The sequence below is a fragment of the Allobosea sp. AAP35 genome (assembly GCF_001295925.1).
Lineage (GTDB): Bacteria > Pseudomonadota > Alphaproteobacteria > Rhizobiales > Beijerinckiaceae > Allobosea.
Genome location: NZ_LJHQ01000030.1, coordinates 17,637 through 43,135 on the forward strand (window position 1 = coordinate 17,637; position 25,499 = coordinate 43,135).

Sequence of the window (25,499 nt, forward strand, 5' to 3'; positions counted from 1 at the left end):
CAGCCGGGATCATGCTGTTAGGTTGAGCGAAGATTAATCACAGGATCGTCAGATGACCGCAGCCTCCTCACCCGTCGCGAACCCCAACGATCTCGAAGCCTTCTGGATGCCGTTCACGGCCAACCGGGCGTTCAAGAAGAACCCGCGCATGATCGCGCGGGCGGAGGGGATGTATTATTATACGCCCGAGGGCAAGCCGGTCATGGACGGGACGGCGGGTCTGTGGTGCTGCAATGCCGGGCACAAGCGCCGGCCGATCATCGAGGCGATCCAGGCCCAGGCCGAAGAGCTCGATTTCGCCCCGAACTTCCAGTTCGGCCATCCCAAGGTCTTCGCGGCCGCCGCCCGCATCGCGGCACTGGCGCCGGGCGATCTCGACCATGTCTTCTTCACCGGCTCCGGCTCGGAGGCCGCCGACACGGCGCTCAAGATCGCGATCGCCCATTGGAACGTGCTCGGCAAGGGCTCCAAGACCCGGCTGATCGGCCGCGAGCGCGGCTATCACGGCGTCGGCTTCGGCGGTATCTCGGTCGGCGGCATCGTCTCCAACCGCAAATTCTTCGGCTCGCTCCTGGCAGGCTCCGATCATATGCCCGCGACCTATGACCGCGAGAAGCAGCGCTTCACCAAGGGCGAGCCGGACTATGGCGCGCATTTCGCCGACGAGCTGGAGCGGATCGTCACGCTGCACGACGCCTCGACCATCGCAGCCGTGATGGTCGAGCCGATGGCGGGCTCGACCGGCGTGCTGCCGCCGCCCAAGGGCTATCTCCAGCGCCTGCGAGAGATCTGCACGAAGCATGGCATTCTTTTGATCTTCGACGAGGTGATCTCGGGCTTCGGGCGGCTTGGCTTTTCCTTCGCGGCCGAGCGCTACGGCGTCATCCCCGACATGATCACCTTCGCCAAGGGCGTAACCTCGGGTACGGTGCCGATGGGTGGCGTGATCGTCCGCAAGCCCATCTTCGACGCTTTCATGAACGGCCCCGACAACGCCATCGAACTGTTCCACGGCTACACCTATTCGGGTCATCCGCTGGCGGCCGCCGCCGCGCTGGCGACCCTCGACGTCTATCGCGACGAGGGCCTGTTCGAGCGCGCCAAGACGCTGGAGCCGCTCTGGGCCGATGCGATCATGGAGCTGAAGGAAGAGCCCAACGTGCTCGACATCCGCACGCTCGGGCTGGTGGCCGGCATCGACCTCGCCTCACGCGAAGAGGGCGTCGGCAAGCGCGGCTATGCGGCGATGGAGCACGCCTTCCACGAGGAGGGGCTGATGATCCGCATCACCGGCGACACGATCGCGCTGACCCCGCCGCTGATCGTGACGGAAGACCAGATCGGCGAGATCATCGAGAAGACGAGGCGGGTGATCCGGGCTGTGGCGGGGTAGGACGCGTCAGCGCCAGCCGTCTCATGGCGTCATGGTCGGGCTCATCCCGACCATCACGCCGTTGTTGGTCAAGGTCGGGGTTCGAGATGTGGATGCTCCGCACAGGGCCGCAGGACAGTCCTGAATTGGTTGATGACAAGCGGCGTTCGAAAGCCTCAGATTGTCCGCGATGGCAAAGGCTGTTTTCACCACGGCAAACATGAAGCCGACAATCTTCTGACTCAGCGGTTTAATCCGTTGAGCCGCCATGACCCAATGAGCGGCCCTTCATCCGCTCATGCAGCGCCTGCGCCAAATCGCGGGCCGTGTGGAAGATGGCCAGTATCGTGACCGCCTCGGCACCAACCTCGTAGACGATCAGGTAGGGCAGGCCGGAAACGCTGAGTTCCCGCGTCTCGGGCTGGCGACCGAGACGCCCAAGGGCCGGAAACCGGGGTAGCTTCCGCGCAGCATCCACAATCCCCCGCTAGACGCTTTCGGCGGCAACCGGGTTGTCCAGCGCGATGTAATCGACGATCCCCTCCAGATCGCGGGCAGCGGGTTCGGCAATGACCAGCTTCTTCAACGCAACCAGCCGTGCTTCGCTGCGATCCCGGCAAAAACATCATCGGCAGGCATCGCCTTGCCCGCGCGTGCCGCCTCGATCCCGGCCGTGATCCGCTCCATCTGCCAGGCGTTGGCTTCCAGATACTGCTCAATCGCCTGATTGACGATGTAGTTGCGGGAACGATCCATCGCATTCGCCAGGGCATCGATCTCCGAAACCCTGGCCGTTCGGATGGTGATCGGTTCGGATACGACGCGCTGCGGCATGGTGTGCTCCCTTGTCATCACTTGTAATCATATCAGCCCGCACCGTTCCCTCCAAGCCGCTTCGCCGCAGCCTCAAATGTCTCCGCGTTGCAACTTCCCATAGCGCGCCACCACCCGCTCCCGCTTTAGCCGAGACAGCCTCTGCAGCCAGAAGATTCCGTCGAGTTGGTCGAGCTCATGCTGGTGGCAGATGGCCAGGAAGCCGTCGGCCTCCTCTTCATGGGGCACGCCGTCGAGATCGCGATAGCCGATCCGAACCTTCGCCGCGCGCTCCACCTCCTCGGTGACGCCCGGCATTGAGACGCTGCCCTCGGTGGCGCGGGCGGTTTCTGGCGAGGCCCACAGGATCTGCGGATTGACGTAAACCCTGACCTCGCCGGGCGTCAGCTCCAGCACGACAAGGCGCTTGAGCACGCCGACATGCGGCGCGGTGATGCCGACGCCCGGCGCGGCGCGCATCGTCTCCAGCAGATCGGCGGCGAGCTGCCGCAGATCGGCATCGAAGCACCCGACCGGCTCCGCGACCGCGCGCAGGCGCAGATCGGGGAACCGGAGGATCGGCAGGATCGCCATGGTCGTCTCAGGCGGCGGCTTTGGCCGCCGCCGCGCCGTAATAGCTCTCGCCGGTCTTGGCCATGCGCTTGAGCTGCTTGTTGGGCTTGAAGCGCTCGCCATGCTTCTTCGCGAGCACCTCGCAGAGCTTCACGAAGGCGGCCGCGCCCATATTGTCGATGAAGGACAGCGTGCCACCCGAATAAGGAGCAAAGCCGAAGCCGATGATCGAGCCGACATCGGCTTCGCGCGGATCGGTGACGACGCCCTCCTCATAGGTCCGCGCCGCCTCGAGCGCCTGCGTCACCAGCAGGCGGTGCTGCAGCTCTTCCATGTCGACGTCTTCCGGCGCGAGCCGCTTGCCGACGAGATCGGCCAGGCCCGGCCAGAGGCGCTTGGGCCCGGCTTCGGGATAATCGTAGAAGCCCTTCCTGTTCTTGCGGCCGAGACGGCCGTGCTTCTCGACCATGTCGGAGAGCAGCTTCTCCTGCGCCGGATCAACCGCCTCGTCCCCAAGTTGGGCCTTGGTGGCCTTGAGCACCTTGAAAGCGAGATCGACCGCGACCTCGTCGTTGAGCGAGAGCGGGCCGACCGGCATGCCGGCCTGTTTGCCGGCCTGCTCGATCATCGCCGGGGGCACGCCCTCCATCAGCATGAGATGGCCTTCGCGGATGTAATTGCCGACGCAGCGATTGGCGTAGAAGCCCCGTGTGTCGTTGACGACGATCGGCGTCTTCTTGATGGCGCGGACGAAGTCGAGCGCCATGGCGAGTGCCTTCTTGCCGGTCTTCTTGGCCATGATGACCTCGACCAGCAGCATCTTTTCCACCGGCGAGAAGAAATGGATGCCGATGAAGTTCTGCGGCCGCTCGCTCGTGGTGGCGAGCCCTGTGATTGGCAAAGTCGAGGTGTTGGAGCCGAAGATGGTCTTCGGCCCCACCGCCGCCTCGACCTTCGCGATCACCTCGGCCTTGACCTTGGGATCCTCGAACACCGCCTCGACGACGAGGTCGCAGCCCTTGAGATCGGCATAATCGGCGGTTGCGGTGATGCGGCCGAGCAGCGCGTCGCGGTCGGCGGTCTTGGCGCGGCCCTTCATGATCTGGTCGGAAACCAGCTTGTGCGAATAGGCCTTGCCCTTGTCGGCGGCCTCCTGATCGCGGTCGACCAGCACGACCTCCAGACCCGACAGGGCCGAGACATAGGCGATGCCGGCGCCCATGAAGCCGGCGCCGACGACGCCGACCTTCTTGAGCTTCGAGGGCGGGACATCGGCCGGGCGGCGCGCGCCCTTGTTGAGCTCCTGCATCGAGACGAAGAGCGAGCGGATCATCGAGGCCGCCTCCTTCGTCCGCAGGATCTTGGCGAAGTAGCGGCTCTCGACCTTGAGGCCGAGATCGATCGGGAGCTGCAGGCCCTCATAGACCGCCGAGAGGATGGCGCGGGCGGCGGGGTAGTTGTCGTTGGTCTCGCGGCGATAGATCGCGTTGGCCGGCGGCCAGATCTGCATGCCGGCCGGCGAATAGACCTTGTTGGAGGGCAGCTTGAATTTCGGATCGTCCCAGGGCGCCTTGGCCTGCGGATTGGCCTTGAGCCACTCCTTCGCATTCGCCACGAGCTGGTCCCGCGGGACGACAGCATGGACGAGGCCGGTGTTGCGCGCGGGCAGCGCCTTCACCTGCTCGCCCTTGAACATCATCTGGAGGGCGTCGCCGGTCTGCATCAGACGCGCGACGCGCTGGGTGCCGCCGGCGCCGGGAAACAGCCCCACCTTGATCTCGGGCAGGCCGACGCGGGTCGCGGCATCGTCGGAAACGACGCGGTACTGGCAGGCAAGCGCGAGCTCGAAAGCTCCGCCAAGGCAGACGCCGTGGATCGCGGCGGCAAAGGGTTTGCCGCAGGTCTCGAGCTTGCGGTAGAGCAACGAGAGCTTGCGGCTCTCGTCGAAGAAGCTCTGCATCGCGACCTGTTCGCCCTTATCCTTGGCGAGGCGGATGTAGAGGTCGCGCAGGCCCTGCAGCATGGTCAGGTCGGCGCCGCCCGAAAACGCTTCCTTGCCGGAGGTGATGACGCAGCCCTTGATGGCCTCGTCCGAGGCGACCTTGTCGATGATGGCGTCGAGTTCGGCCATCAGCTCGGGGGTGATGACGTTCATCGAGCGGCCCGGCATGTCCCAGGTCGCTGTCGCAATGCCGTCGGAATCGGTCTCGAAGCGGAAATTGGTGAGGTTCATGATGGCTCTCCTCAAACCCGTTCGATGATGGTGGCGACGCCCATGCCGGCGGCGACGCAGAGCGTCACCAGGGCGGTGTTCTTGTCGGTGCGCTCCAGCTCGTCGAGCACGGTGCCGAGGATCATTGCGCCGGTGGCGCCGAGAGGGTGGCCCATGGCGATGGCGCCGCCGTTGACGTTCAGAATCTCGTCGTCGATGTCGAAGGCCTGCTGGTAGCGCAGCACGACGGAGGAAAAGGCCTCGTTCAGTTCGAACAGGTCGATATCCCCAGTGGTCATGCCGGCCTTGCGCAGCACGAGTTCGGTAACGTCCACCGGACCGGTCAGCATCAGCGCGAGATCGGAGCCGATGGTGGCGAAGGCGCGGATGCGAGCGCGGGGCTTCAGCCCTGCTGCCTTCCCGCCCTTCTTCGAGCCGACGAGGACGGCGGCTGCGCCATCGACGATGCCTGAGGAATTGCCGGCATGATGGACGTGGTTGACGAACTCGACATCCGGGTGAGCGGCGCTGGCGACCGCATCGAACCCGCCCATCTCGCCCATCTGGACGAAGGAGGCCTTCAGTGCGGCGAGCGCCTGCATGTCGGTGCCGGGCCGGATGGTCTCGTCGCGGTCGAGAATGGTCAGGCCGTTGACGTCGGTGACGGGGATCACCGAGTTCTTGAAGCGCCCGGCCTCCCAGGCGGCGTGGGCGCGCTTGTGCGAGCGCACGGCAAAGGCATCGACATCGTCGCGCGAGAAGCCGTATTTCGTCGCGATCAGATCGGCCGAGATGCCCTGCGGCATGAAATAAGTATCGATGGCGACGGAGGGATCGAAGGCGATGCCGAAGCCCGAGGCACCCATGCCGACGCGGCTCATGCTCTCGACGCCACCGCCGATCGCCATCTCCTTCTGCCCCGACATGATCTGCGCGGCCGCGAGGTTCACCGCATCCAGCCCGGAGGCGCAGAAGCGGTTGATCTGGATGCCGGGCACCTCCTTGCCGTAGCCGGCCTTGAGGGCGATCGTGCGGGCAATGTCGGCGCCGGCCTCGCCGACCGGATCGACGCAGCCGAAGACGACGTCCTCGACGAGCTTCGTGTCGAGGTCGTTGCGGTCGCGGATCGCGCGCAGCGTCGTCGTGCCGAGCTCGATCGCCGTGACCTCGTGCAGCGAGCCGTCGGCCTTGCCCTTGCCGCGCGGCGTGCGGACATGGTCGTAGATGAATGCGTCTGCCATCAGGGCCTCCCGGGCTGGCCGCAGCGAGGCGGCTCGTTCTCGTGCCGGACGTCATGGTCGGGCTTGACCCGACCATCTCGTCATCCAGCGGGGTGTGCAAGGTCTGCGAGAGATGGTCGGGTCAAGCCCGACCATGACGCGCGATGCTCAGAACTGCTCCGCGCTCAGCGCCATCGTCGAATCCGCGCCGCTGGTGATCCGCGCCAGATGCGCCGCCGTCTCGGGCAGGCTGCGCTCCATGAAGAAGCGGGCCGTCACCAGCTTGGAATTCATCCGCTCGGTCGCGCCATTGGCGCCGGCCCTGAGCTTGTCCTGGGCGACCCTGGCCATCTTGGCCCACATATAGCCGAGCGAAACGAGGCCGAGCAGGTGCATGTAGTCGGTCGCGCCGGCGCCGGCATTGTCGGGCCTGGCCATCGCGTTGTTCATGAACCACATGGTCGCCTGCTGGAGATGGCCGAGCGAGGCGCCGAGCGGCGCCAGAAGAGGCTTCAGCGCCTCGTCCTCGCCATTCTCCTGAATGAAGCCGCCGACCTCGTTGAAGAAGGCCATGATGGCGCGACCGCCGTCGCGGCCGAGCTTGCGGCCGACGAGATCCATCGCCTGCACGCCATTGGCGCCCTCATAGATCATGGCGATGCGGGCATCGCGGACGAACTGCTCCATGCCCCATTCGGCGATGTAGCCATGGCCGCCGAACATCTGCTGGGCCTTGACCGTGTTGTCGAAGCCGACATCGGTGAGCACGCCCTTGAGCACCGGCGTCATCAGCCCGAGTTGGTCGTCGGCGGCCTGGCGCTCGGCAGCATCGCCCGAACGGTGGGCGATGTCGGATTTCAGCGCGTTCCAAATGACGAAGGCGCGGGCCGCCTCGTTGAAGGCCTTGATCGACATCAGCGTGCGGCGAACGTCGGGGTGGACGATGATGGGGTCGGCCGCCTTGTCGGGGCTCTTGGCGCCGGTCAGCGAGCGGCCCTGGATGCGGTCCTTCGCGTAGGCGACGGCGTTCTGATAGGCGACCTCGGACTGGGCCAGCCCCTGGATGGCGACGCCCAGCCTGGCCTCGTTCATCATCACGAACATGGCGTTGAGGCCCTTGTTCTCCGTGCCGATGAGCCAGCCTTTCGCTCCGTCATAGTTCATCACGCAGGTCGCATTGCCGTGAATGCCCATCTTGTGCTCGAGCGAGCCGCAGGAGACGTGGTTGTTCTCGCCCACCGATCCGTCCGCGCCGATCGCGTTACGCGGCACGACGAAGAGCGAGATGCCCTTCACGCCGGCCGGCGCCCCTTCGATGCGGGCCAGCACGAGGTGGATGATGTTCTCGGTGATGTCCTGCTCGCCGGCCGAGATGAAGATCTTTGTGCCGGTGATGGCATAGGAGCCGTCACCGTTGGGGACGGCCTTGGTCTTGATCAGGCCGAGATCGGTGCCGCAATGCGGCTCGGTCAGGTTCATCGTGCCCGACCACACCCCCTCGATCATCTTGGGCAGATAGGTGCGCTTCTGCTCGTCCGAGCCATGGACATTGAGCGCGGCGATCGCGCCCATCGTCAGGCCCGGATACATGGCGAAGGCCATGTTCGCCGAGGAGGCGAACTCGTTCATCACGGCGCCCAGCGTGTAGGGCAGCCCCTGCCCGCCATATTCCGGCTCCATGGCGAGACCGATCCAGCCGCCCTGAGCATAAGCCTCGTGAGCCGCCTTGAAGCCCTTCGGCGTGGTGACACGGCCATCGGCGTCGCGGCTGCAGCCCTCCTGGTCGCCCGACAGGTTCAGCGGCTGCAGAACCTGCTCGCAGAGCTTGGCGCCCTCGCCCAGCACGGCCTCGACAACATCGGGCGTCGCGTCGGCGAAGCCAGGCAGGTTGTTGTAGCGCTCGATGTTGAAGACGTCGTTCAGCAGGAAAAGCGTGTCTTCGACGGGGGCCTTGTAGACCGGCATGGCGTTGCTCCCTCGGCATCAGCCAGTCCCCATGAAATCGGACGGCTTGGATAGTTCACATATAAACTATCATCTGCGAAATGGCAAAGGGGTGTTTTCGCTTTGGCGTATCAGCATGGGGCGCGATCGGGATCGATGGACCGGGCACAAACGGAAACGCCCCGGCGTTTAGCCGAGGCGTATTTGGTCGCATCCGAACGGGCGACCGTCGGCCGCGCGCAGGCTTGTGAGAATCAACCGGCTTGCGCCGATCAGGCCTTGGTGAAACGCGCCGCCGAAGCCTCGAGTTCGGCAATCGCGCCGTCGATCTCGTCGCGCTGAGCTCGCAGCAATTCGAGCTGCTCGACAACCTGTTCGCGACTGAGCTGCAGACCGCCGACCGAGGCCGCACCGGCATCGCCACCCTTCTTGTCTTCGTTCGCGAGCATCGCGCGGATCTCGACGAGTGTGAAACCAAGCTGCTTGCCCTTGAGGATCAGCGCGAGACGGGCGCGGTCCCGGCTGGAATAGATGCGGGTCATGCCGGAGCGGGCGGGCGCGATCAGCCCCCGCGATTCGTAAAAGCGCAGCGTGCGCAAAGTGACCCCGAAATCGCGGGCGAGATCGCTGATCGTGAAGCCGCCGGTGGTTTCCGGGGCGGACGCAGGGGCGGAAGGTGAACGGCCGTCGGGACTCGGAGCGGCCGCCAAAGCAAAGCTGTGGCGCGACATGAAGGTTCAATCCTTGGAACAGATGGTCGCGCCAGATGTGTTGATTGGCGGCGACGGACTGGAGCCAACATGGGCAAGACCATGTCCTTGCGTCAGGTAATGCGCCGCTTCCGTGAGGTAAGTTACCGTTACACGCCCTTTGAGCGAGTCAAAACAAGGTCGTGATGGCCTCGCGCGTTCGGACAAAATTAACGGATCGCGCCCGGATTTTAACCGGCTGTTTACCAAGGCAGCCAAAAGGTTGGGCTTGCGGATCGGCGTCGTCGTCACGGCAACGTAATCTTCAGGTGTCGCCACCCGCAGGAAAGCCGCGGCGTTCAGGGGCCTGCGCCTTTCCGACCTAAGGATCTGAGCCCCGGAGGCGAGCGTCATCATGGCCACAAGCCTGCCCTGGAGCGTGAAGGGCGTCGATCCCCGCACCCGCGACGCCGCCAAGGCCGCCGCAAGGCGCGCCGGCATGACGCTGGGCGAATGGCTCGACCACAAGCTGCGCGAGGAGGAGCCCACCGAGGCGCCCGCGCCTGAACAGCTGGACATCGCCGCCCTGTCGGAGCGACTCGCACGGCTGTCCCAGGGCCAGATGGACACCGCCCCACAGCAGATCGCGAGCGCCCCCAGGAGCGCCCCTCAGCCCTCGCGGGATGAAATCGACGCCGTCCTGGCCCAGGCGGCCAGCATCGAGAAACTGACCCGGGAATCCAGCGCCAAGACCGTCGGCGCGCTCGATTCGATCGCGCGCTGGATCGAGACTGCCGAGAGCCGGATGACCGCCGGCGAGCGGGCCGCGGCAGAGCGCCAGGACCGCGCCACCAGTGTCATCGCCGACGCGATCAAGACGATGGGCGAGCGGCTTGCCGAGATCGAACTGCGGGCCAGCGAGCCCCAGCGCGCGGCCGTCCGAGCCGGGCAGCCGCCCAGCCGGGCAGGATCGGCGCCCGCGCGGGCCGAGCATGCGCCGCGCCTCGCCTTCAACCGTGACGGCCTTGCCGCTGCCGTCACCGATATTCGCACCCGCCAGCGCATGCTTGATGACGAGGAGACCGCTCCCCTTCGCCAGCCGGCGATGGCTGAGAGCCGTATTTCAGCCCTGCGGAACGATCTGCGTGAGCTCAGCGCGCGCATCGCACCTGCCGCCACGCGCTCCGAGCGTCCCGTTGCGCCGGTGGCCCTGTCCGCCGCCCCCGTTTCAGCCGGGGAGCCTGCCGGGATTCTTTCCGCCATGCGCCAGCCCGCTCCGGCGTACCAGCCGCAGCTCGGCCAGATCGAGGCGATGCTCGCCGATCTGGGCGCGCGCCTCGACCGGCTCGACAAGCGCGATCGGCTGGACCCGATCCTGAAGCCGCTCGCCCGCATCGAATCCGAGGTGTCGCGGCTGTCGCAGGACAATTCCGGGCCGAGCTTCCAGCGTTTCGAACATGAGATTGCCCATCTGGCCGGCAAGGTCGACGCGCTGGCCGCCCGTGGCGGCGATCGCACGATGCTGGTCCCCCTGCAGCGGGATATCGCCGAATTGCGCGACGTCCTGACCAGCAGCGGCAGCGAGGCGCGTCTGGGGGAATTGTCGCAGCAGGTTTCCGCCCTGTCCTTCGAGATTAACCGGCTGCGCGACAACCAGCCCGACGGCCGCGAACTCAACAGCCTGACGGCGGCGATCGACGAGATTCGCGACGCCATCCTCGCCGATCGCAGCCAGTCCCGCCTGGCGGACCTGGAACCGCTCGCCGCCCTGTCGCGCCAGATCGAGTCCCTGGCGAGCAAGGTCGATATGCGCCCCAGCCGCCAGATCGAGGACCGGATCGACCTGCTGCAGGAGCGCATCGAGGCGCTGGCCGAGAAGGGCCCCGCAGCGGTGACGCGCCAGATCGAGGCCCTGGCCGGCCGGATCGAGAATCTCGCAGCCTCGAGCAGCCTGGCCCATCTTGTCGCCGACGGCCATGCGCCACAGATCGCGCCGGTCGATCTCGGCCCCGTCGAAGAGATGCTGCGCAACCTCGCCGACAAGATCGACGAAGCCGGCCGGCCGGGCGCCGAGGCAGGGTCGTTCGACGCTCTCGAACGCCAGATCTCCGGCCTGGCCCAGAGGCTCGATGCCGCCGCCGCGACGCGCGCCGCCGATAGCGGCATGGAACGCACGCTGCAGGATCTCGTCGTCCATCTGCGCTCGCTGCGTGAGGAAACCACCGAGGCGGCCGAACGTGCGGCGCGCACGGCGATGTCGGACCATCTGGGCAAGGTATCCCAGCCCGATAGCGGCATTGCCGAACTGAGCACGCTGGTCTCGGGGCTGCACGAGACGCACGCCTCGACCGGGCGCGAGACGCAGGACGCGATCGGCGCTGTCCACCAGACGCTCGAAACCATCATCTCCAGGCTGTCCAGCCTCGAGGCCGAGTTGATCGCCGACAGGCAGGCCACGGCCGCTCAAGCCGCGCGGACTCCCATGCCTCCGCGTCTGGCCGCTGAGGATCGCCCGCCCGTCAAGCCTGCCGTGATGCCCGCCGCCATGACGCTGGCTATGGCAGACCGGATCGCGGCTCCAGAGCGCGCCGCGCCGGCCAAGGCCGAGATGGCCGCTCCCCCAGCCCCTGCCGCCGCCTCCCCGATCGCCGCAGCGCTGGACCTGCCGCTGGAGCCAGGCTCCGGCCGGCCGCGCGCGGATGCGGCCATGGTTGCAGGGCACGACCAGCAATCGATCCGGCAGAACCTGATCGCGGCGGCCAGGCGCTCGGCGAAGGCTGCGACCGACGCCGCCTCGGCCGCACCGAGCGCAGCACCGGAATCCGCCAAGAGCGGCGGTCGGCTCAAGGAAATCATGGAGAAGCGGAAGCGCCCGCTCCTGCTGGGTCTCGCCGCGCTCGTGCTGGCTCTCGGCACGGCCCATCTCGTCTCGAACGCGCTGCAGGGGCCTCGCACGGCGGCGACCGGCGACACAGTGCAGAGCCCGATCACGCCCACAGAGCAGGCTCCCGCCGAACTGCCCGCCAAGGACCAGAACTCGGCTCTGCAGCCCTCCCCGGCGCCTGCGGCAACCGCGGCCGCAGCATCGGCTGCCGACATCACCGGTTCCACCGTACAGCCCTCCCTGCCAGCGACCGCCGACCCGGCCACGCCCGAACCCGTGCAGTCCGTGACCGGCCTCGGCGAATTACCGGCCGGGCTCGGCAGCGCCGGCCTGCGCAAGGCCGCGCTCGATGGCGATGCGCGCGCGGTCTACGAAATCGCGGGCCGCGCGGCTGACGGACCGACCGCCTCGCGCGATCCCAAACTGGCGTTGCGGCTGTTCGAGCGCGCGGCCGTTGCCGGCCTCGCCCCGGCGCAGTTTCGCCTCGGCAACATGTTCGAGAAAGGCATCGGCACCGCGCGCGACCTCTCGCTCGCGCGGGTTTGGTACACGCGCGCCGCCGAGCGCGGAAACGCCAAGGCGATGCACAATCTCGCAGTGCTGCATGCCGAAGGCGTGTCCGGCAAGCCGGACTATGCCACGGCGACCGAGTGGTTCCGCCGCGCTGCGGAACTGGGTGTTCGTGACAGCCAGTACAATCTCGCCGTGCTGCTGGGTCGCGGGCTCGGCGCACCGACCGACCTCGTCCAATCCTATCTCTGGTTCTCGGTTGCGGCGGGCCAGGGCGATGAGGACGCGGGCCGCAAGCGCGACGAGGTCGGCCAGCGGCTAAGCGCCACCGATCTTGCCGCGGCAAAAGCCGAGGCGGCCAACTGGAAGCCCAAGCCGACGGCCAATGCTGCCAACGAGGTGACACCGCCCGCCAAGGGCTGGGACGAACCGCCGACGGCCGCCGCCAAAAAGCCGGCGAAGCCGGCGCGGACCTGACGGCCCGGACTTGACGACTTGGACCACGGCTCGCAGATGCAGATCCGGCGCCACGAGCGCCGGAGCCGTCATGGTTTCGACGCGTTGGCACGCCATCAGGACGCTCCATTGCCCACCAGGAGCCGCTGACGGTATCGCGGCCAGGCATCATGCCTTAACCGATTGGGCGTAAAGGTCGGCTTCGATCCGTCGATCGGTACAAGCGACGCGTGAGGAGCCGGGGTGCAGATCTATCTTCCGATCGCCGAATTGCCGATCAGCATCCTCACCGTGCTGGGGTTGAGCGGCGCGGTCGGTTTCATCTCCGGCCTGTTCGGCGTCGGCGGCGGCTTTCTTCTGACACCGCTGCTGATCTTTCTCGACATTCCCCCGGCAGTGGCGGTGGCGACGGTTGCCGCGCAGGTCGCCGGTTCGTCGACCACGGGCGTGCTGACCTATTGGCGCCGGCGGGCGCTCGACTTCAAGCTCGGCGGCATCCTCGTCGCGGGCGGCATTCTGGGCACCGTGATCGGCGTGTTGTTCTTCAACTCGATGCGCCGGCTCGGCCAGCTCGAGCTCGTCATTACCCTGTCCTATGTGACGCTGTTCACGATCATTGGCGGGTTGATGCTGACGGATGCATTGCGGGCGATGCTGCGCGTGCGTGCCGGCAAGCCGGCGCGGCGGAAACGTCAGGCAGGCACCCATCCCTGGTGGATGGGCCTGCCCTGGCGCATGCGCTTTCCGCATTCGCAACTCTATTGCAGCGTAATCCCGATCGCGACCCTGGCCATCGTCATCGGTTTCATCGGCGCGGTGCTCGGCGTCGGCGGCGGCTTCATCCTCGTGCCGGCGCTGATCTACTTCTTCCGCATTCCGCCGGCGGTCGTGGTCGGGACCTCGCTGTTCCAGATCTTGATGACGATGACCGGCGCGACGCTCCTGCACGCGATGACCAACCAGTCGGTCGATCTCGTGCTGGCGATCCTCCTGCTGCTGGGCGGGGTGATCGGTGCCCAGTTCGGCGGTCGCGCGGCACGCAATCTTAACGTCGAGTCGTTTCGCCTGCTGCTGGCACTGCTGATCCTGTCTGTCGGCCTGCGCTTCGCCATCGAGCTGTTCATTCCGCCCAGCGAGCCGTTTTCCGTGGTCACGTCGGAGGGTCCGCGATGAATCGCGCGGGTCGCCTTTTTGCTGTTCTCGCGCTGCTTGCTGGCTCCGCATGGTCCGCGCAGGCCGAGTCGCTGATCGCGGCGATGTCGAGCCATCAGATTCTGATCACCTCCAACTATACCGGCAGCCAACTCACGGTCTTTGGTGTGGTCGAGCGCGACGGGCGCACCGTCGCCCGCGCCGACCCCTATGACATCGTGGTGACCGCGCGCGGTCCCCGTCGCATGCTGCTGGTGCGCGAGAAGGAGCGGCTCGGACCGATCTGGATCAACCGCACGCAGCGGCGGTTTCCCGACAGCTCGCTTTTCCTGACCGTGGCGAGCAATCGGCCGTTGAGCGAGATCATGAGCCCGGAGACGGCGCTCCGCGAGCGCATCGGGCTCGAAAACGCCCAGAAGATGAAGGATGCCGGGCTGGATCTCGACCTCACGACATCGCGCTTTCAGGCCGGGCTGATCCGTATCCTCGAAGAGAGGGGGCTTTATCTGGCCGAGGAGCGCGGCGTGACCTTTTTGTCGAGCACCGTGTTCAGCGCACCCATCAACGTGCCCGCAACGGCCCCGACGGGGTCTTACGAGATCGACATCGTGCTCTATGCGGGCGGCGTGCCGCTTGCTCGCCAGACCACCAATTTCGAGGTTGTGAAGAGCGGGATGGAGCAGCGCCTCGCCTCGGGCGCTCATGAATGGCCGCTGATCTACGGGCTCGTCACTGTGCTGATGGCGCTGCTGCTGGGTTGGCTCGCCAGCGTGGTGTTCCGGCGCGACTGAACACCATCCCCTTCGTCGTCAGCCGACCAGCAGCTCATAGGCGAGGAAAGGGACGATGGTTCCTTCCACGACGGTCGTCAGATCCTCGGCAAGCGCGACAAGACCGTCCGTGCGGGTCAGCGAGGTCAGCACGCCGGCCCCGTCCTGCGGGTGCTTGCGGGCGATCATCACGCCATCGGCGGCCGGCTCCAGCGAGACGCGGACGAATTCGCGCCGGCCCTCCTTCTTGCGATACGCAAAGCCGAGCCGCACCGGCAAGGCGAGAGGCCTGGGGCATGTCGTGCCGGCCAGTTGCGCGATCATCACGCGCGCAACGAAGGCGAACGTCACGAAGACCGCGACCGGATTGCCAGGCAGCCCGATGAAGGGCGTCGTGCCTACGCGACCCAGAGCCACGGGGCGGCCGGGCTTGATGCCGATGCGCCAGAAGGCGAGCTCCCCGACCTGCTCGACCGCCGCCTTGACGTGGTCCTCCTCGCCGGTGGACACGCCGCCCGAGGTCAGAACGAGGTCGCATGAGGCAGCTGCCTCGGACAGGCGCTGCGCGAGGCCGACAGGTTCGTCGGGCAGGATCCCGAGATCGACGATGTCAGCTCCCGCGCGGGCGACCATGGCGCGCAGCAAGGCGCGGTTGGCGTCGTAGATCGCGGCCGGGGGCAATGGCTGGCCCGGCTCGATCAGCTCGTCCCCGGTCGAAAACAGCGCGATGCGGGGCCGGCGCCGCACCGTCAGCTGCGTCAGGCCAAGAGCAGCGAGCAAGGCGAGATCCTGCGGCCGCAGACGCTGGCCGGCGGATGCCGCCAGCGCGCCGCAGGCGATGTCCTCTCCGGCGGGCCGGGCATTGGCGCCGCGGGCCAGCCCCGGCGGTAGCGTCGCCACGCCATCAGCGAGCGTCACATCCTCCTGCATGAAGACGGTGTCGGCACCCGGCGGCAGCGGCGCGCCGGTGAAGACGCGTACAGCCACGCCCTGGGTCGTCACGGTTTGCGCATCGGCGCCCGCAGGGACCCGCCCCGCGACAGGCAGGTGCGAGCGGCCCTGCGCCGCGAGATCGGCGAAGCGCACGGCATAGCCATCGACGGCGGAATTGGCGAAGGGGGGCAGATCGAGCGGCGCCGCGACATCCGCAGCCAGCACCCTGCCATCGGCCTGCGCAAGCGCGACCGTCTCGACGCCGGCCACGGGCAGGACCATGTCGGCGACGCGCGCGCCGGCCTGCTCCAGCGTCATCAGAGCGCCACCGAAGGCCTCGCTGTCCCGGCTCAGCTGCGCCATGGTCGTCTCACTTGGCAGGTCCCGCTTGCGCCAGCACGGCAACCAGCGGTTGCGCTCGGTCCAGAATGATATCGGCGATGGCGGCCATGTCATCGAGGCCGACGACCGGGCGGCCGGCCTCCGGAAAGGCCTGGTCGCTGGCGATGGCGACGATCGTCTCGTCACCGGGATGCAGCGGCGGCTTGCCATTCGCGCTGCGGTGGATCTCGATCTTGGCGTGGGGCTGGCGCTTGAAACCCTCGACGATCACGAGATCGACCGGCGACAGGCGGGCGAGCAGATCGATCATCGAGGCCTCGGGCTCGCCCCGCAATTCGCGCATCAGGGCCCAGCGGCGCTCCGAGGAGATCAGCACCTCGCGCGCGCCCGCCTCGCGATGGGCAAAAGAGTCCTTGCCCGGCGTATCGAGATCGAAGGCGTGATGGGCATGCTTGATGGTCGAAACCGAAAGGCCGCGCCGTCCCAGCTCGGGAATGAGGCGGGTCAGCACGGTGGTCTTGCCCGCGCCGCTCCATCCCGCCAGTCCGATCACGCGCATCGCCAACCCTTGTCAAATGAAAACCGGGCGCCTTGGCGCCCGGTTGTCTTCGGTCAGCCTCTTGTTCCGGTCAAGGCCGGCGTCATTCCGCCGGCTGAAGCCGAGGACCGGGATTGACCTGGCCCTTCTCGATCTCTTCCTCGACCCAGAGCGAATGGTGCGCCTTGGCCCAGTTCAGATCGACCTCGCCGGAGCCCATGGCGTCAAAGGCGCCCTCCATGCCGATCGAGCCGATATAGATGTGACCGAGCATCAGGGCGACCATCAGCACCGAGACGATGCCGTGGACGACGTTCCAGAACTGCAGGTTGAGGACGCCACCCGCGTAGAACGGGAACAGCAGGTAGAAGCCCGAGACCGACAGCGCCGCGCCGCCCAGAACCACGCTCCAGAACACAACCTTTTGGCCCGCGTTGAAGCGCCTGGCCGGCGGGTGGCCCTTGGTGAAGATGCCGCCGCCGGCCGCCAGCCAGCGCACGTCAAGCGCGTTCGGGATGTTGTCCTTGATCCAGACCACGAACATCATGACGACGCCCAGCATGAACGGCCAGGCCAGGAAATTGTGCGACCATTTGGCGACCACGGACAGGTTGGTGAAAGCCTGCGGCCCGATCAGCGGCAGCAGTACGAGCTTGCCGAAGGTGACGTTCAGACCCGACAGCGCCAGGATGATGAAGCAGGCTGCCGTCAGCCAGTGCATGAAACGCTCAAAGGCGTTGAAGCGCGTCAGCGTGCTGCCAGCGGGGCCCGCTTCGGTGCGGATGCGGCCGCGGATCAGGTAGAAGGCCGTCAGGATAAGCAGCATGCCGAGCACCGATACGGCGGCGATCCACAGCATCGTGCCCTGGTGGAATTGGCGCCAGTCGCGACCCGCCGGACGCTCCAGCGTGGCCGCTCTCTGGTCGGGAATCGACACGCGACCCTGGAGTTCGGCTTCGCGATTGCCCTTCAGGACGTCGAGGAACTGCTGCTCGCGCACTGCATCGGCAGTCGGGTTGACCTGCTGGGCGGAAGCGGGAACGGCGAAAGCGACCGCGAAGGTCAAAAGCAGTCCGGTGACCAGAAGGCCGATGTGGGCGCCCAAACGCATGAAGAAGTCCTCTCGCAAAAGCGCGGTCGCGTGAATTGAAGCGTGTTGTGCGGTCATCGACCATTCCCCCGCCGTCATCCTGGACAGCGGCGAAGCCGCCAAAGCCCTGGATTGATCCTGGAACTCCAGATCCGCCTTGAGATGAACCCCGGGACGACCTGTGTCGCCCCGGATGTCCGGCAGTGTCCCGGAGAACGAAATCGCCCGCGTGTCAGATCGCGATCGTCTCTTTATAGGCCGTCTGCCAGCCCCAGGCGCCCGAGCCATAGCCGCGCTTCACCACCCGCTCCTTGTAGATCTGGGCGATGATCTCGCCGTCGCCGGCGAGAAGGGACTTGGTCGAGCACATCTCGGCGCAGAGCGGCAGCTTGCCTTCGGCCAGCCGGTTCGAGCCATATTTCTGGAACTCGGCCGGCGAGAGATCGACCTCCGGGCCGCCGGCGCAGAAGGTGCACTTGTCCATCTTGCCGCGCGAACCGAAGTTGCCGACCTTGGGATATTGCGGCGCGCCGAAGGGGCAGGCGTAGAAGCAATAACCGCAGCCGATGCAGAGATCCTTGCTGTGCAGCACCACGGCGTCGGCCGTGGTGTAGAAGCAGTCGACCGGGCAGACTGCGGCGCAGGGCGCGTCGGTGCAGTGCATGCAGGCCATCGAGATCGAACGCTCGCCGGGCTTGCCGTCATTGATGGTGACAACGCGCCGACGGTTGATGCCCCAGGGCACGTCGTTCTCGTTCTTGCAGGCGGTGACGCAGGCGTTGCACTCGATGCAACGATCGGCGTCGCAGAGGAATTTCATCCGAGCCATGATTTCAGTTTCCCCTTACGCCGCTGCGATCTGGCACAGCGTGACCTTGCCTTCGTGCATCGCCGTGACCGGGTCGTAACCATAGGTCGTGACGATGTTGACCGACTCGCCGAGCACGATCGGGTCCGTCCCCTTCGGATAGTTCCCGCGCTGGTCCTGGCCCTGATAGAAGCCGCCGAAGTGGAACGGCATGAAGGCGACGCCCCTGCCGACACGCTCGGTGACCAGCGCCTTGACCCGCGCCTTGGAGTTGTTCTCCGGACCGGAGACCCAGACGAAGGAGCCGTCCCTGATGCCGCGCGCGGTGGCGTCGGCCGGGTTGATCTCGACGAACATGTCCTGCTGCAATTCGGCCAGCCAGCGGTTCGAGCGCGTCTCCTCGCCGCCGCCTTCGTACTCGACCAGGCGACCCGAGGTCAGGACGATCGGGAAGGATTTGGCGATGCCCTTCTCGACCGCGGCCTTCTGGACCGAGGTGTGCAGGTTGGGGATACGCAGCGTGCGCTCGTCGGGGCGCGCCGGCCATTTGGCGACCAAGTCGACGCGCGGCGAGTAGATCGGCTCGCGATGCGTCGGCACCGGGTCAGGCAGGTTCCAGGCGTTCGCGCGGGCCTTGCCGTTGCCGTAGGGCACGCAGCCATGGGCGAGCGCGACGCGCTGGATGCCACCCGAAATATCATTGGCCCAGTTCACCGCATCAATGTTGGCGCCACCGACCCAGGTGATCGTCTCGACCTCCTTGAGCGTCAGCTCGGCGTCCCAGCCGAGCTTCTTCAGCACGCCCATGGTGAATTCGGGATAGCCGTCCTTGATCTCGGAGTTCAGCGAGTAGGAGCCGTTCTCCGCCAGCAGCGTGTCGTTGACCTTGCTGCCATCGGCGAGCGTGCGCTCGCGGGTGAGGCCAAAGCGCGGACGGAAGGTGCCGCCGCCGTTATTGGCCGCAAGCGAGGTGTTATAGAGGATGTGGGTGCCGGGATGCTTGAGTTCCGGTGTGCCCCAGCACGGCCAGGGCAGGCCGTAGAAATCGTTCTCGACAGGCGAGCCGACCGCGCCGCGCAACGAGACCAGGTCGAACTTGTCCTGGTGCTGCATGTGGAGCTTCAGGCGCTCGGGAGACTGGCCGGTATAGCCGGTCGACCAGCCGCCCTTGTTGATCTCGCGCAGGATCGATTCGGCCGACGGCTCGGGGCCGTATTTGCCCTGGATCAGCTCGAAGTTCTTGTGCATCGGCTCGGCGAAACCGAGCTTCTGCGCCAGCTTGTAGATGACGAAATAGTCGCTGGCCGCCTCGAAGATCGGCTCGACGATCTTCTCGCCCCACTGCACGGAGCGGTTCGAGCAGGTGCGCGAGCCCGAGCACTCGAACTGGGTGCCGATCGGCAGGAGATAGGTGCCGTTCTTGCGCCCGCCGAGCGAGACGAAGTTGGTCGGGTGCGGATCGGCGACGACCAGCAGTTCGAGCTTCTCCAGGCCCTTCACGGCGTCGGGCATGCGCGGGATGGTGTTACCGCCATGGCCCATGACGAACATGGCCTTGAGGTTGTCCTTCTGGTCGACCTGTTCGGCCGGCAGATTGGCAGCGTCGAACCAGCGGGTCGAGGTGTGGCCCGAGGTCTCCATATTGGCTTTGGCCGTGCGGGCCGGGCGCCCGCCCTTGGCCGGGACCTGGTCGAAGCGCGTGACGAAGTAATCGTAAGGCACGTCCCAGACGCGAGCCCAATGGCGCCAGGCGCCTTCGACCAGGCCGTAATAGCAAGGCAGATTCGAGATATCGAGGCCGAAATCGGTCGCGCCCTGCACGTTGCAGTGGCCGCGGAAGATGTTGGCGCCGTTGCCCATGCCGCCGACATTGCCGGTGGCGAGGAGCAGGTTGCAGATCGCACGGACGTTGGCCGTGCCGACCGAGTGCTGCGTCACGCCCATGCACCAGATGAAGGTCGCGGGCTTGACCTTGGCGAAGGTCTCGGCGGCGCGCTTCAGCTGCGCCTCGGGCACGCCGGTGATGTCCTCGACGGTCTTGGGGTCGTATTTCTCGACCTCCTTGCGGACGTCGTCCATGCCGTGCACGCGGGCGGCGAGGAAGGCCTGGTCTTCCCAGCCGTTCTTGAAGATGTGCCACATCATGCCCCAGATCACCGCGATGTCGGTGCCGGAACGGATGCGGATGTAATCGGTCGCATGAGCCGCCGTGCGGGTCAGACGCGGATCGAAGACGATGACGTTGGCGCGGTTGATTTCCTTGCCCGCCAGGATGTGCTGCATCGAGACCGGATGGGCTTCCGCCGCATTCGAGCCCATGAACATGATCGTCTTGGCGTTGCGGATGTCGTTGTAGGAGTTCGTCATCGCGCCGTAGCCCCAGGTGTTGGCAACACCCGCGACAGTGGTGGAGTGACAGATGCGCGCCTGGTGATCGACGTTGTTGGTGCCCCAGAAGGCCGCAAACTTGCGGAAAAGATAGGCGCCTTCGTTGGAGAACTTGGCCGAACCGAGCAGATAGACCGAATCGGCGCCCGACTTGGCGCGGATCTCGTTCATCTTGTCGCCGATCTCGTTGATCGCGACGTCCCAGGAAATGCGCTGCCACTGGCCGTCGACCAGCTTCATCGGATATTTGATGCGGCGGTCGCCATGGACGACCTCACGCACCGAGGCGCCCTTGGCGCAGTGCGAGCCGCGATTGATCGGGCTTTCCCAGGCCGGCTCCTGGCCGACCCAGACGCCGTTGGCGACCTCGGCCTTGACCGTGCAGCCCACCGAGCAGTGGGTGCAGATGTTCTTGACGATCTTGGTGCCGGTCGCGGGGCCGATGCCTTGCGCCTCGGCCTTGCGGACGGAACCGATCTGGATGGCGCCGGCGGCAGCGATGCCGCCCGCGACGAGACCGGAGCGGCGGAGGAAGGCGCGGCGATCCATCACGCCGGAAGACAGGCCGGCCATCGCCGCCTGGAGCCGGCCGCGCTGGACATCGGCGGTTTTGCGCTTGATCAGCATGTTTTCTGCGCCTCTCAGTAACGGTTGGACCGGTAGAATTCCTTGACGTGCGCCGACTCGCGGTAGCGCGCCTTGGTCTCTTCCTTGCCCGGATCGACGGCTGCGGCAGGCGTCACCATGGCCGGCGTCGCCGCCAGGGTGGCACCGGCGCCGAGCGCCTTGAAAAAGCTGCGGCGATCGACGGCCGGTTTGCCGGATTGTGTTGTTTTCGACATCGTCGTCTCCCACGCATCGTGATGTACGGTCGTCGTCATGCCGGAAGCCTCGCGGCTTGCGTCTCGATCGACAGGAACAGGCTGCCGAGCCGGCCGACAGCCTTGTAGAATTTCGCCGCTTTCGCGACTTCGAGATCGGCGAAGAAGCGTTCGCCCCAGGTCTCGACATGCCGGGTAAAGAAGCGATCGGCATCGACGCCGTCGGCTGCGACCTCGCCCCGGATCAGCTTCGCCATGATGTCGAGCAGGACCGCCATGTGATCCTCGGGCTCGCCGGCACGCTCGTCGCGGGCCAGGCCGAGCGCACCCATGTCCTCGCGGACCAGGGCGAGCGGCCGCTCATGCAGGAAGCCGGTCAGGTAATAGGAGGCGTAGGGCAGAATCTCGCCGCGGCCGACGCCGATAAAGAGCTCGAAGAATTCGTCGCGCAGGCTTTCGGGCGTCGCGGCATCCGCCGCCTCGGCAAGCGCGAGATGGGCCATTCCAAGCGGCGAAGCGTCGCCCTGGAGGCCGCGCAACACAGCCAGCGTCTCGGCCGTCGGCGCACGCCAAAGCAGGGCGCCGATCAGTTCGCATTCGCGGGCGCGGGCCTCATCGACCTCGTCGATGTCTGCGGCCGCTGCAATTTCAGAACGTCCGGCCATCATCGCCGACCCCGCCTCGGGATACAGATCGGGTCGAAGGTCGCCACGCGAAACTCCCGTGGTCGCCTCGACCGAGAGCACACGGTCGGCGGGCACGCGCTTCCAGCTTGAGATCGCAGGCTGAGAAATGCCGAGGCTGCGCGCCAGAGCCCTGACGCCGCCGACGCTACCGATCGCTTTCTCCAGTGCCGGGTCGCGCATAAGGCCTAGCCAACGTCCTGTTTTTTGATGCCCCCGGCGATCTGCCGGCCGGCATGCCGTGATAATGCCTGCTTATTACCCAGAACTGAAATTATTCCAAACTGGATTCAGATTGGAATGGCACCACCGCCGCGCTTGCGCGTCCGCACCGAAACATCCCTGGGATCATCGCTTTGCTGCGCTGCAGCATAGACCGGTTGGGCTTCAATGCGCTTCTGGTCGGCCAAATCGAAAGCCTTGGCGCTTTCGTCGCTGCGCCTGATCGCGACCGGCAGGTCCTCGGGCAGCTCGGTTTCTTGCGCTGCAGCATCGGCATTCGCATTCTCGTCATCAGACGAAAGTTGGTGCGACATGCCGTCGCCTGCTGCCTCTGCCTGCGTCAGGTCGGGTTTTTCCGGCGGCGGCTCGCCGAAGATCCCGCGCACCATTTCGGCGACATCGTCCGATTCGGTCAGCGGGCCGTAGCCCGGCGCGCCGCCGGGCGTGTTCCAGTCGAGCGCGTAATCGCGGGCCGGGTTCTCGAAGCCGGCGATGGCCGGATCGTTCTCCCAGGCGCGCCGCATGGCGGCGAGCTTCCAGGCCTCCGGCACATTCTGTTTCAGCCAGGGCGCCAGCTGGAAATCCTTGTCGATCAAATCGAGCGAAGGCGGCTCGACCAGTTCCAGCTCCTCGGGCGGTTCAGGCTGGACGTCGGGTGCCACGGCCGGGACCGGGGCCTCGGCGGGGCGTTCCGCCAGGGGCGCGAGCGGCTCCGGCCGGGCGTCGGCTTCCGCCACCTCCCGCTTGCGCCGCGACCAGCGGCCGAGGAAGCCCTCGTCTTCAGGCGTCGTCGCGCTCATGACCCGCCCTCGCGCCGCCGGCCGCCGGTTTCGGACTGCGGCGAGCCGGGCCTGTCGGGACGGGGCGCGCCACCCTTGCGCGGATCATGTTCGGCGCGCTTGCGCTTGATGAATTCGCGCTCGACATGATGCTCGTCGAAGAAGGCCAGCACCTGCTCGGCGATCGCGTGGGGCATCGGCAGCGCCTCGACGATGTCGCCGACATTCTCGGAATAGACCTCGCCCTCGAAGGGATCGGCGGTGACGCCGACGAACTCGATTGCGGGCTCCACCCCCGTCGGCCTGATCGCGACCCAGAGCTTGGCGCGGCCGGCCTGGAAATTCTCGCGGAAATGGGCGGTGTCGACGGAGTGCAGCGTCAGCGTCGCCGGTCCGAGATAGAAGCTTTGGCGATCGGGCGTGCCTTGCAGCTGCGTCCAGGGCGCCAGCGGCGGCGGCTCGGGCAGAACCGCGAGCGGCGTCCAGGCGTGGTCGATCCAGGGGGACTCGACCGCGCGGCGCTCGACGACGATGCCGACCTCGATATGGGCTTGCGTCATCGCATCATCCTCAGTTCGCCATTTCGCGGGTCGCCAGCGGCAGGCCGGTGACGAGGTTCTGCGGCTTCAGCCGCAGCAGGCGGTCGGGCGACATCGCCATGATCAGATAGATCGGCTTGCCCTTCGCGGCCGGCAAGACCGGCACATCGTCGGGCACCGTCATCGTATAGAGCGCCAGCACGCGCGAGAGATCATCCTCCCCGACCGATTGCCCCTGCCAGAGCGCGTTGCCGATGGCCGTGCCTTGCGCATCGAGCCCGACGAACCAGCGCCAGTCGGCATCCTTGACCGTCTCCAGCGGCGTGACCGTGACGTCGAAGCCATGGATCTGGCGGACCCAATGGCGCAGCGCCTGGCCGAGCGCGGCGCGCCCCGAGGGCGCTCCGCCGAGGTCGAGCACCATGTCGAACCCATCCGAGCGCTGCCAGTACTGGTCGGCATTGGCGGGTTTGAGGATGTCGAGCGAGGTCGCGGCCGGGCCGCCCAGCATCGCCAGCAGCGGCGAGGCGTGTCGATCGGCCTCGTGCCCCTCGATGATGTCGGCGTCGGCGAGCAGGATCGTGTTGTCGTGATGGGTGACGCGCTGGGGCCGGAACAGGCATTCGGCGGCGCGCGTCACATAGGGATCGTCGAGATCGTCGAGCGCCGCGCGCAGGATGACATGGACGAGCTGGTCGAGGAAGAGCGGGGGAATGCCCGAGACACCCTCGCGAATGATGCCGGCATAGGCGGCCTCCAATGTTGGAGCGGCCAGCAGCCGGTCGCGCCAGCCCAGCATGAACAGCCAGTTCTCGCGTGCATCCTGATCGAGAATGGCGCTGAGCTCTTCGGGCGAGACGTCAGCCTGGGGCGCGTCCATCAGCTTGCCGTGCAAGGCGCGCTCGGCGGCGCAGGCCTCCTCGGGCGGCAGCAGTTCGGGCCGCGCCAGATAGGCCTTGAGAAACTCGTCGGTGACCTTGAGCCCGCCGCCGGGTTCAAGGTCCAGCAGGAGATGGCCGGAGGTGGCCCAGAAATGCGTCATGTCAGCCTGGTCTTTTCGAGATTCTTGTCGAGATTGAGAAGATCGACCTGCTCGACCGGCCCATCATCCTCGCCCGCCACCTCCAGAAATTCGAAGGCGCGAAAGCCCTCGCTCTGGCTGGAATCGCGCGGCGTCAGGGTGCGGAAGCGCTCGCGGATCTCGCCGTCCTCCAGCGTCCGGTGCAGAGCCAGCAGCGTCTGCGCGGGATGATCGCAGAGCGAGGCGGCAAAGGCGATCTCTTCGGCCGCGGCCGCTCGCGCGGTCGCTGCATCGGGTGCGCCGAGCTTGTCGATCAGATGGGCGGCAAGCTGCCCGACGGCGTCGTCGCGCTCGGCTGGCGTCGCATCCGTCACCACCGCCAGTGTGCTCCAGCCGAAACTGGCAACGCCGAGGAATCCCGAGCGGAAGGCGGCCTTGCCCTTCGAATCGAGCACTGAGGGGTCGGTCTGGCGAAACAGGAAGGAGCCGGTCACCAGCCACTCACCGGGCTCGGCCGCCCGGCGGAAGACAAAGGTGTCGGACGGGTCGAGCCGGATGGCGCGGGGGAGCTTGAGGCTCACAGCTTGGGCCCGCCGCTGTCGCGATCGAGCCAGTCCACCCGCGCCAGCGCCTCGACGAGACTGCGCCGTTCGGTTCCGGCCTGCGTCGTCGCCAGGAGATCGCCATTGGGCTCGATGCCGTGGCGGGTGCCGACGACCTTGTCGAGCCGGTCGAGCCAG

Annotated in this window: 25 protein-coding genes; 4 read left to right on the forward strand and 21 right to left on the reverse strand. The window is 66.6% G+C overall.

Features of this window, described 5'->3' with window-relative positions; genetic code table 11:
- The first annotated feature begins 52 nt into the window (after window positions 1-52).
- Window positions 53-1,393, forward strand: a complete 1,341-nt coding sequence (locus tag IP69_RS11520; protein WP_054142971.1) for an aspartate aminotransferase family protein — start codon at window positions 53-55, stop codon at window positions 1,391-1,393.
- Between the two features lie 21 nt (window positions 1,394-1,414).
- Here IP69_RS11520 and IP69_RS21835 read toward each other — a convergent pair whose 3' ends face one another.
- From IP69_RS21835 to IP69_RS21840, 10 genes are all read right to left on the reverse strand, one after another.
- The gene (locus IP69_RS21835; protein ID WP_156323411.1) at window positions 1,415-1,594 is read right to left on the reverse strand and encodes a hypothetical protein; all 180 of its coding nucleotides are present in this window, start codon (window positions 1,592-1,594) and stop codon (window positions 1,415-1,417) included.
- Between the two features lie 28 nt (window positions 1,595-1,622).
- On the reverse strand, window positions 1,623-1,850 hold the full coding sequence (locus IP69_RS11525; protein ID WP_054142972.1) for a type II toxin-antitoxin system RelE/ParE family toxin: 228 nt from the start codon (window positions 1,848-1,850) through the stop codon (window positions 1,623-1,625).
- A 9-nt stretch (window positions 1,851-1,859) separates the two neighbouring features.
- The gene (locus IP69_RS22505; RefSeq protein WP_197279826.1) at window positions 1,860-1,958 is read right to left on the reverse strand and encodes a type II toxin-antitoxin system RelE/ParE family toxin; all 99 of its coding nucleotides are present in this window, start codon (window positions 1,956-1,958) and stop codon (window positions 1,860-1,862) included.
- On the reverse strand, window positions 1,955-2,206 hold the full coding sequence (locus IP69_RS11530) for a ribbon-helix-helix protein, CopG family (protein ID WP_197279828.1): 252 nt from the start codon (window positions 2,204-2,206) through the stop codon (window positions 1,955-1,957). The genes IP69_RS22505 and IP69_RS11530 overlap by 4 nt, the downstream gene beginning before the upstream one ends.
- A gap of 72 nt (window positions 2,207-2,278) precedes the next feature.
- Window positions 2,279-2,779, reverse strand: coding sequence for a peptide deformylase (locus tag IP69_RS11535; protein ID WP_054142974.1), 501 nt, complete (start codon window positions 2,777-2,779; stop codon window positions 2,279-2,281).
- 7 nt (window positions 2,780-2,786) lie between these two features.
- On the reverse strand, window positions 2,787-4,991 hold the full coding sequence (locus IP69_RS11540) for a 3-hydroxyacyl-CoA dehydrogenase NAD-binding domain-containing protein (protein ID WP_054142975.1): 2,205 nt from the start codon (window positions 4,989-4,991) through the stop codon (window positions 2,787-2,789).
- Between the two features lie 11 nt (window positions 4,992-5,002).
- Window positions 5,003-6,211 (reverse strand): acetyl-CoA C-acetyltransferase, encoded by a 1,209-nt coding sequence (locus tag IP69_RS11545; protein ID WP_054142976.1) that lies wholly within the window; start codon window positions 6,209-6,211, stop codon window positions 5,003-5,005.
- A 147-nt stretch (window positions 6,212-6,358) separates the two neighbouring features.
- Complete coding sequence (locus IP69_RS11550; RefSeq protein WP_054142977.1) at window positions 6,359-8,155, reverse strand: acyl-CoA dehydrogenase C-terminal domain-containing protein; 1,797 nt, start codon at window positions 8,153-8,155, stop codon at window positions 6,359-6,361.
- A 251-nt stretch (window positions 8,156-8,406) separates the two neighbouring features.
- The gene (locus tag IP69_RS11555) at window positions 8,407-8,865 is read right to left on the reverse strand and encodes a MerR family DNA-binding transcriptional regulator (RefSeq protein ID WP_082359241.1); all 459 of its coding nucleotides are present in this window, start codon (window positions 8,863-8,865) and stop codon (window positions 8,407-8,409) included.
- A gap of 6 nt (window positions 8,866-8,871) precedes the next feature.
- The gene (locus tag IP69_RS21840; RefSeq protein ID WP_156323412.1) at window positions 8,872-9,240 is read right to left on the reverse strand and encodes a hypothetical protein; all 369 of its coding nucleotides are present in this window, start codon (window positions 9,238-9,240) and stop codon (window positions 8,872-8,874) included.
- Between IP69_RS21840 and IP69_RS11560 the strand changes: the two genes are divergently transcribed.
- The 3 genes from IP69_RS11560 (at window position 9,239) to IP69_RS11570 (ending at window position 14,616) form a co-directional block, all read left to right on the forward strand.
- On the forward strand, window positions 9,239-12,694 hold the full coding sequence (locus IP69_RS11560) for a tetratricopeptide repeat protein (RefSeq protein ID WP_082359242.1): 3,456 nt from the start codon (window positions 9,239-9,241) through the stop codon (window positions 12,692-12,694). The two genes, IP69_RS21840 and IP69_RS11560, sit on opposite strands and share 2 nt — an antisense overlap.
- Window positions 12,695-12,916: 222 nt before the next feature.
- Window positions 12,917-13,846, forward strand: coding sequence for a sulfite exporter TauE/SafE family protein (locus IP69_RS11565; protein WP_054142979.1), 930 nt, complete (start codon window positions 12,917-12,919; stop codon window positions 13,844-13,846).
- A gap of 83 nt (window positions 13,847-13,929) precedes the next feature.
- Complete coding sequence (locus tag IP69_RS11570) at window positions 13,930-14,616, forward strand: TIGR02186 family protein (RefSeq protein WP_248306804.1); 687 nt, start codon at window positions 13,930-13,932, stop codon at window positions 14,614-14,616.
- A gap of 18 nt (window positions 14,617-14,634) precedes the next feature.
- On the opposite strand, the gene glp is transcribed toward IP69_RS11570, so the two are convergent.
- The 11 genes from glp to IP69_RS11625 all read right to left on the reverse strand — a co-directional run bounded on the left by glp (window position 14,635) and on the right by IP69_RS11625 (window position 25,340).
- Window positions 14,635-15,891, reverse strand: a complete 1,257-nt coding sequence (glp, locus tag IP69_RS11575; protein WP_054142981.1) for a gephyrin-like molybdotransferase Glp — start codon at window positions 15,889-15,891, stop codon at window positions 14,635-14,637.
- Window positions 15,892-15,898: 7 nt separating this feature from the next.
- The gene (gene mobB, locus IP69_RS11580) at window positions 15,899-16,429 is read right to left on the reverse strand and encodes a molybdopterin-guanine dinucleotide biosynthesis protein B (RefSeq protein WP_054142982.1); all 531 of its coding nucleotides are present in this window, start codon (window positions 16,427-16,429) and stop codon (window positions 15,899-15,901) included.
- An 82-nt stretch (window positions 16,430-16,511) separates the two neighbouring features.
- Entirely contained in the window at window positions 16,512-17,519 is a 1,008-nt protein-coding gene (locus IP69_RS11585; protein WP_054142983.1) for a formate dehydrogenase subunit gamma, read from the reverse strand.
- 211 nt (window positions 17,520-17,730) lie between these two features.
- The gene (gene fdh3B / locus IP69_RS11590; protein WP_054142984.1) at window positions 17,731-18,327 is read right to left on the reverse strand and encodes a formate dehydrogenase FDH3 subunit beta; all 597 of its coding nucleotides are present in this window, start codon (window positions 18,325-18,327) and stop codon (window positions 17,731-17,733) included.
- A 15-nt stretch (window positions 18,328-18,342) separates the two neighbouring features.
- Window positions 18,343-21,321: a formate dehydrogenase subunit alpha gene (locus IP69_RS11595; RefSeq protein ID WP_054142985.1), complete on the reverse strand. Its 2,979-nt coding sequence runs from the start codon at window positions 21,319-21,321 to the stop codon at window positions 18,343-18,345.
- 14 nt (window positions 21,322-21,335) lie between these two features.
- Window positions 21,336-21,536 (reverse strand): hypothetical protein, encoded by a 201-nt coding sequence (locus tag IP69_RS11600; RefSeq protein WP_054142991.1) that lies wholly within the window; start codon window positions 21,534-21,536, stop codon window positions 21,336-21,338.
- A gap of 35 nt (window positions 21,537-21,571) precedes the next feature.
- The gene (locus tag IP69_RS11605) at window positions 21,572-22,381 is read right to left on the reverse strand and encodes a Cro/CI family transcriptional regulator (RefSeq protein WP_054142986.1); all 810 of its coding nucleotides are present in this window, start codon (window positions 22,379-22,381) and stop codon (window positions 21,572-21,574) included.
- Window positions 22,382-22,488: 107 nt separating this feature from the next.
- A complete protein-coding gene (locus IP69_RS11610) occupies window positions 22,489-23,220 on the reverse strand; it encodes a DUF3306 domain-containing protein (protein WP_054142987.1) in 732 nt (243 codons plus the stop codon).
- Window positions 23,217-23,759 carry a DUF3305 domain-containing protein gene (locus IP69_RS11615; protein WP_082359243.1) on the reverse strand — a complete coding sequence of 181 codons (543 nt, stop codon included), beginning with the start codon at window positions 23,757-23,759 and terminating at the stop codon, window positions 23,217-23,219. Before IP69_RS11615 ends, IP69_RS11610 begins: the two co-directional genes overlap by 4 nt.
- A gap of 10 nt (window positions 23,760-23,769) precedes the next feature.
- A complete protein-coding gene (locus IP69_RS11620) occupies window positions 23,770-24,780 on the reverse strand; it encodes a DUF6352 family protein (RefSeq protein ID WP_054142988.1) in 1,011 nt (336 codons plus the stop codon).
- Window positions 24,777-25,340 carry a DUF6505 family protein gene (locus tag IP69_RS11625; protein ID WP_054142989.1) on the reverse strand — a complete coding sequence of 188 codons (564 nt, stop codon included), beginning with the start codon at window positions 25,338-25,340 and terminating at the stop codon, window positions 24,777-24,779. Before IP69_RS11625 ends, IP69_RS11620 begins: the two co-directional genes overlap by 4 nt.
- Window positions 25,341-25,499 lie beyond the last annotated feature (159 nt).

What these genes read in the sequence shown, in the direction of transcription:
- IP69_RS11535 (WP_054142974.1), bottom strand. Translation starts at nt 2,779, where the DNA reads ATGGCGATCCTGCCGATCCTCCGGTTCCCCGATCTGCGCCTGCGCGCG.
- IP69_RS11520 (WP_054142971.1), top strand. Translation starts at nt 53, where the DNA reads ATGACCGCAGCCTCCTCACCCGTCGCGAACCCCAACGATCTCGAAGCC.
- IP69_RS11540 (WP_054142975.1), bottom strand. Translation starts at nt 4,991, where the DNA reads ATGAACCTCACCAATTTCCGCTTCGAGACCGATTCCGACGGCATTGCG.
- IP69_RS21840 (WP_156323412.1), bottom strand. Translation starts at nt 9,240, where the DNA reads ATGATGACGCTCGCCTCCGGGGCTCAGATCCTTAGGTCGGAAAGGCGC.
- IP69_RS11620 (WP_054142988.1), bottom strand. Translation starts at nt 24,780, where the DNA reads ATGACGCATTTCTGGGCCACCTCCGGCCATCTCCTGCTGGACCTTGAA.
- IP69_RS11570 (WP_248306804.1), top strand. Translation starts at nt 13,930, where the DNA reads ATGTCGAGCCATCAGATTCTGATCACCTCCAACTATACCGGCAGCCAA.
- IP69_RS11600 (WP_054142991.1), bottom strand. Translation starts at nt 21,536, where the DNA reads ATGTCGAAAACAACACAATCCGGCAAACCGGCCGTCGATCGCCGCAGC.
- mobB (WP_054142982.1), bottom strand. Translation starts at nt 16,429, where the DNA reads ATGCGCGTGATCGGACTGGCGGGATGGAGCGGCGCGGGCAAGACCACC.
- IP69_RS11595 (WP_054142985.1), bottom strand. Translation starts at nt 21,321, where the DNA reads ATGCTGATCAAGCGCAAAACCGCCGATGTCCAGCGCGGCCGGCTCCAG.
- IP69_RS11550 (WP_054142977.1), bottom strand. Translation starts at nt 8,155, where the DNA reads ATGCCGGTCTACAAGGCCCCCGTCGAAGACACGCTTTTCCTGCTGAAC.
- IP69_RS11545 (WP_054142976.1), bottom strand. Translation starts at nt 6,211, where the DNA reads ATGGCAGACGCATTCATCTACGACCATGTCCGCACGCCGCGCGGCAAG.
- IP69_RS11585 (WP_054142983.1), bottom strand. Translation starts at nt 17,519, where the DNA reads ATGCGTTTGGGCGCCCACATCGGCCTTCTGGTCACCGGACTGCTTTTG.
- IP69_RS11560 (WP_082359242.1), top strand. Translation starts at nt 9,239, where the DNA reads ATGGCCACAAGCCTGCCCTGGAGCGTGAAGGGCGTCGATCCCCGCACC.
- fdh3B (WP_054142984.1), bottom strand. Translation starts at nt 18,327, where the DNA reads ATGGCTCGGATGAAATTCCTCTGCGACGCCGATCGTTGCATCGAGTGC.
- IP69_RS11605 (WP_054142986.1), bottom strand. Translation starts at nt 22,381, where the DNA reads ATGCGCGACCCGGCACTGGAGAAAGCGATCGGTAGCGTCGGCGGCGTC.
- IP69_RS11555 (WP_082359241.1), bottom strand. Translation starts at nt 8,865, where the DNA reads ATGTCGCGCCACAGCTTTGCTTTGGCGGCCGCTCCGAGTCCCGACGGC.
- IP69_RS11610 (WP_054142987.1), bottom strand. Translation starts at nt 23,220, where the DNA reads ATGAGCGCGACGACGCCTGAAGACGAGGGCTTCCTCGGCCGCTGGTCG.
- glp (WP_054142981.1), bottom strand. Translation starts at nt 15,891, where the DNA reads ATGGCGCAGCTGAGCCGGGACAGCGAGGCCTTCGGTGGCGCTCTGATG.
- IP69_RS11615 (WP_082359243.1), bottom strand. Translation starts at nt 23,759, where the DNA reads ATGACGCAAGCCCATATCGAGGTCGGCATCGTCGTCGAGCGCCGCGCG.
- IP69_RS21835 (WP_156323411.1), bottom strand. Translation starts at nt 1,594, where the DNA reads ATGTTTGCCGTGGTGAAAACAGCCTTTGCCATCGCGGACAATCTGAGG.
- IP69_RS11530 (WP_197279828.1), bottom strand. Translation starts at nt 2,206, where the DNA reads ATGCCGCAGCGCGTCGTATCCGAACCGATCACCATCCGAACGGCCAGG.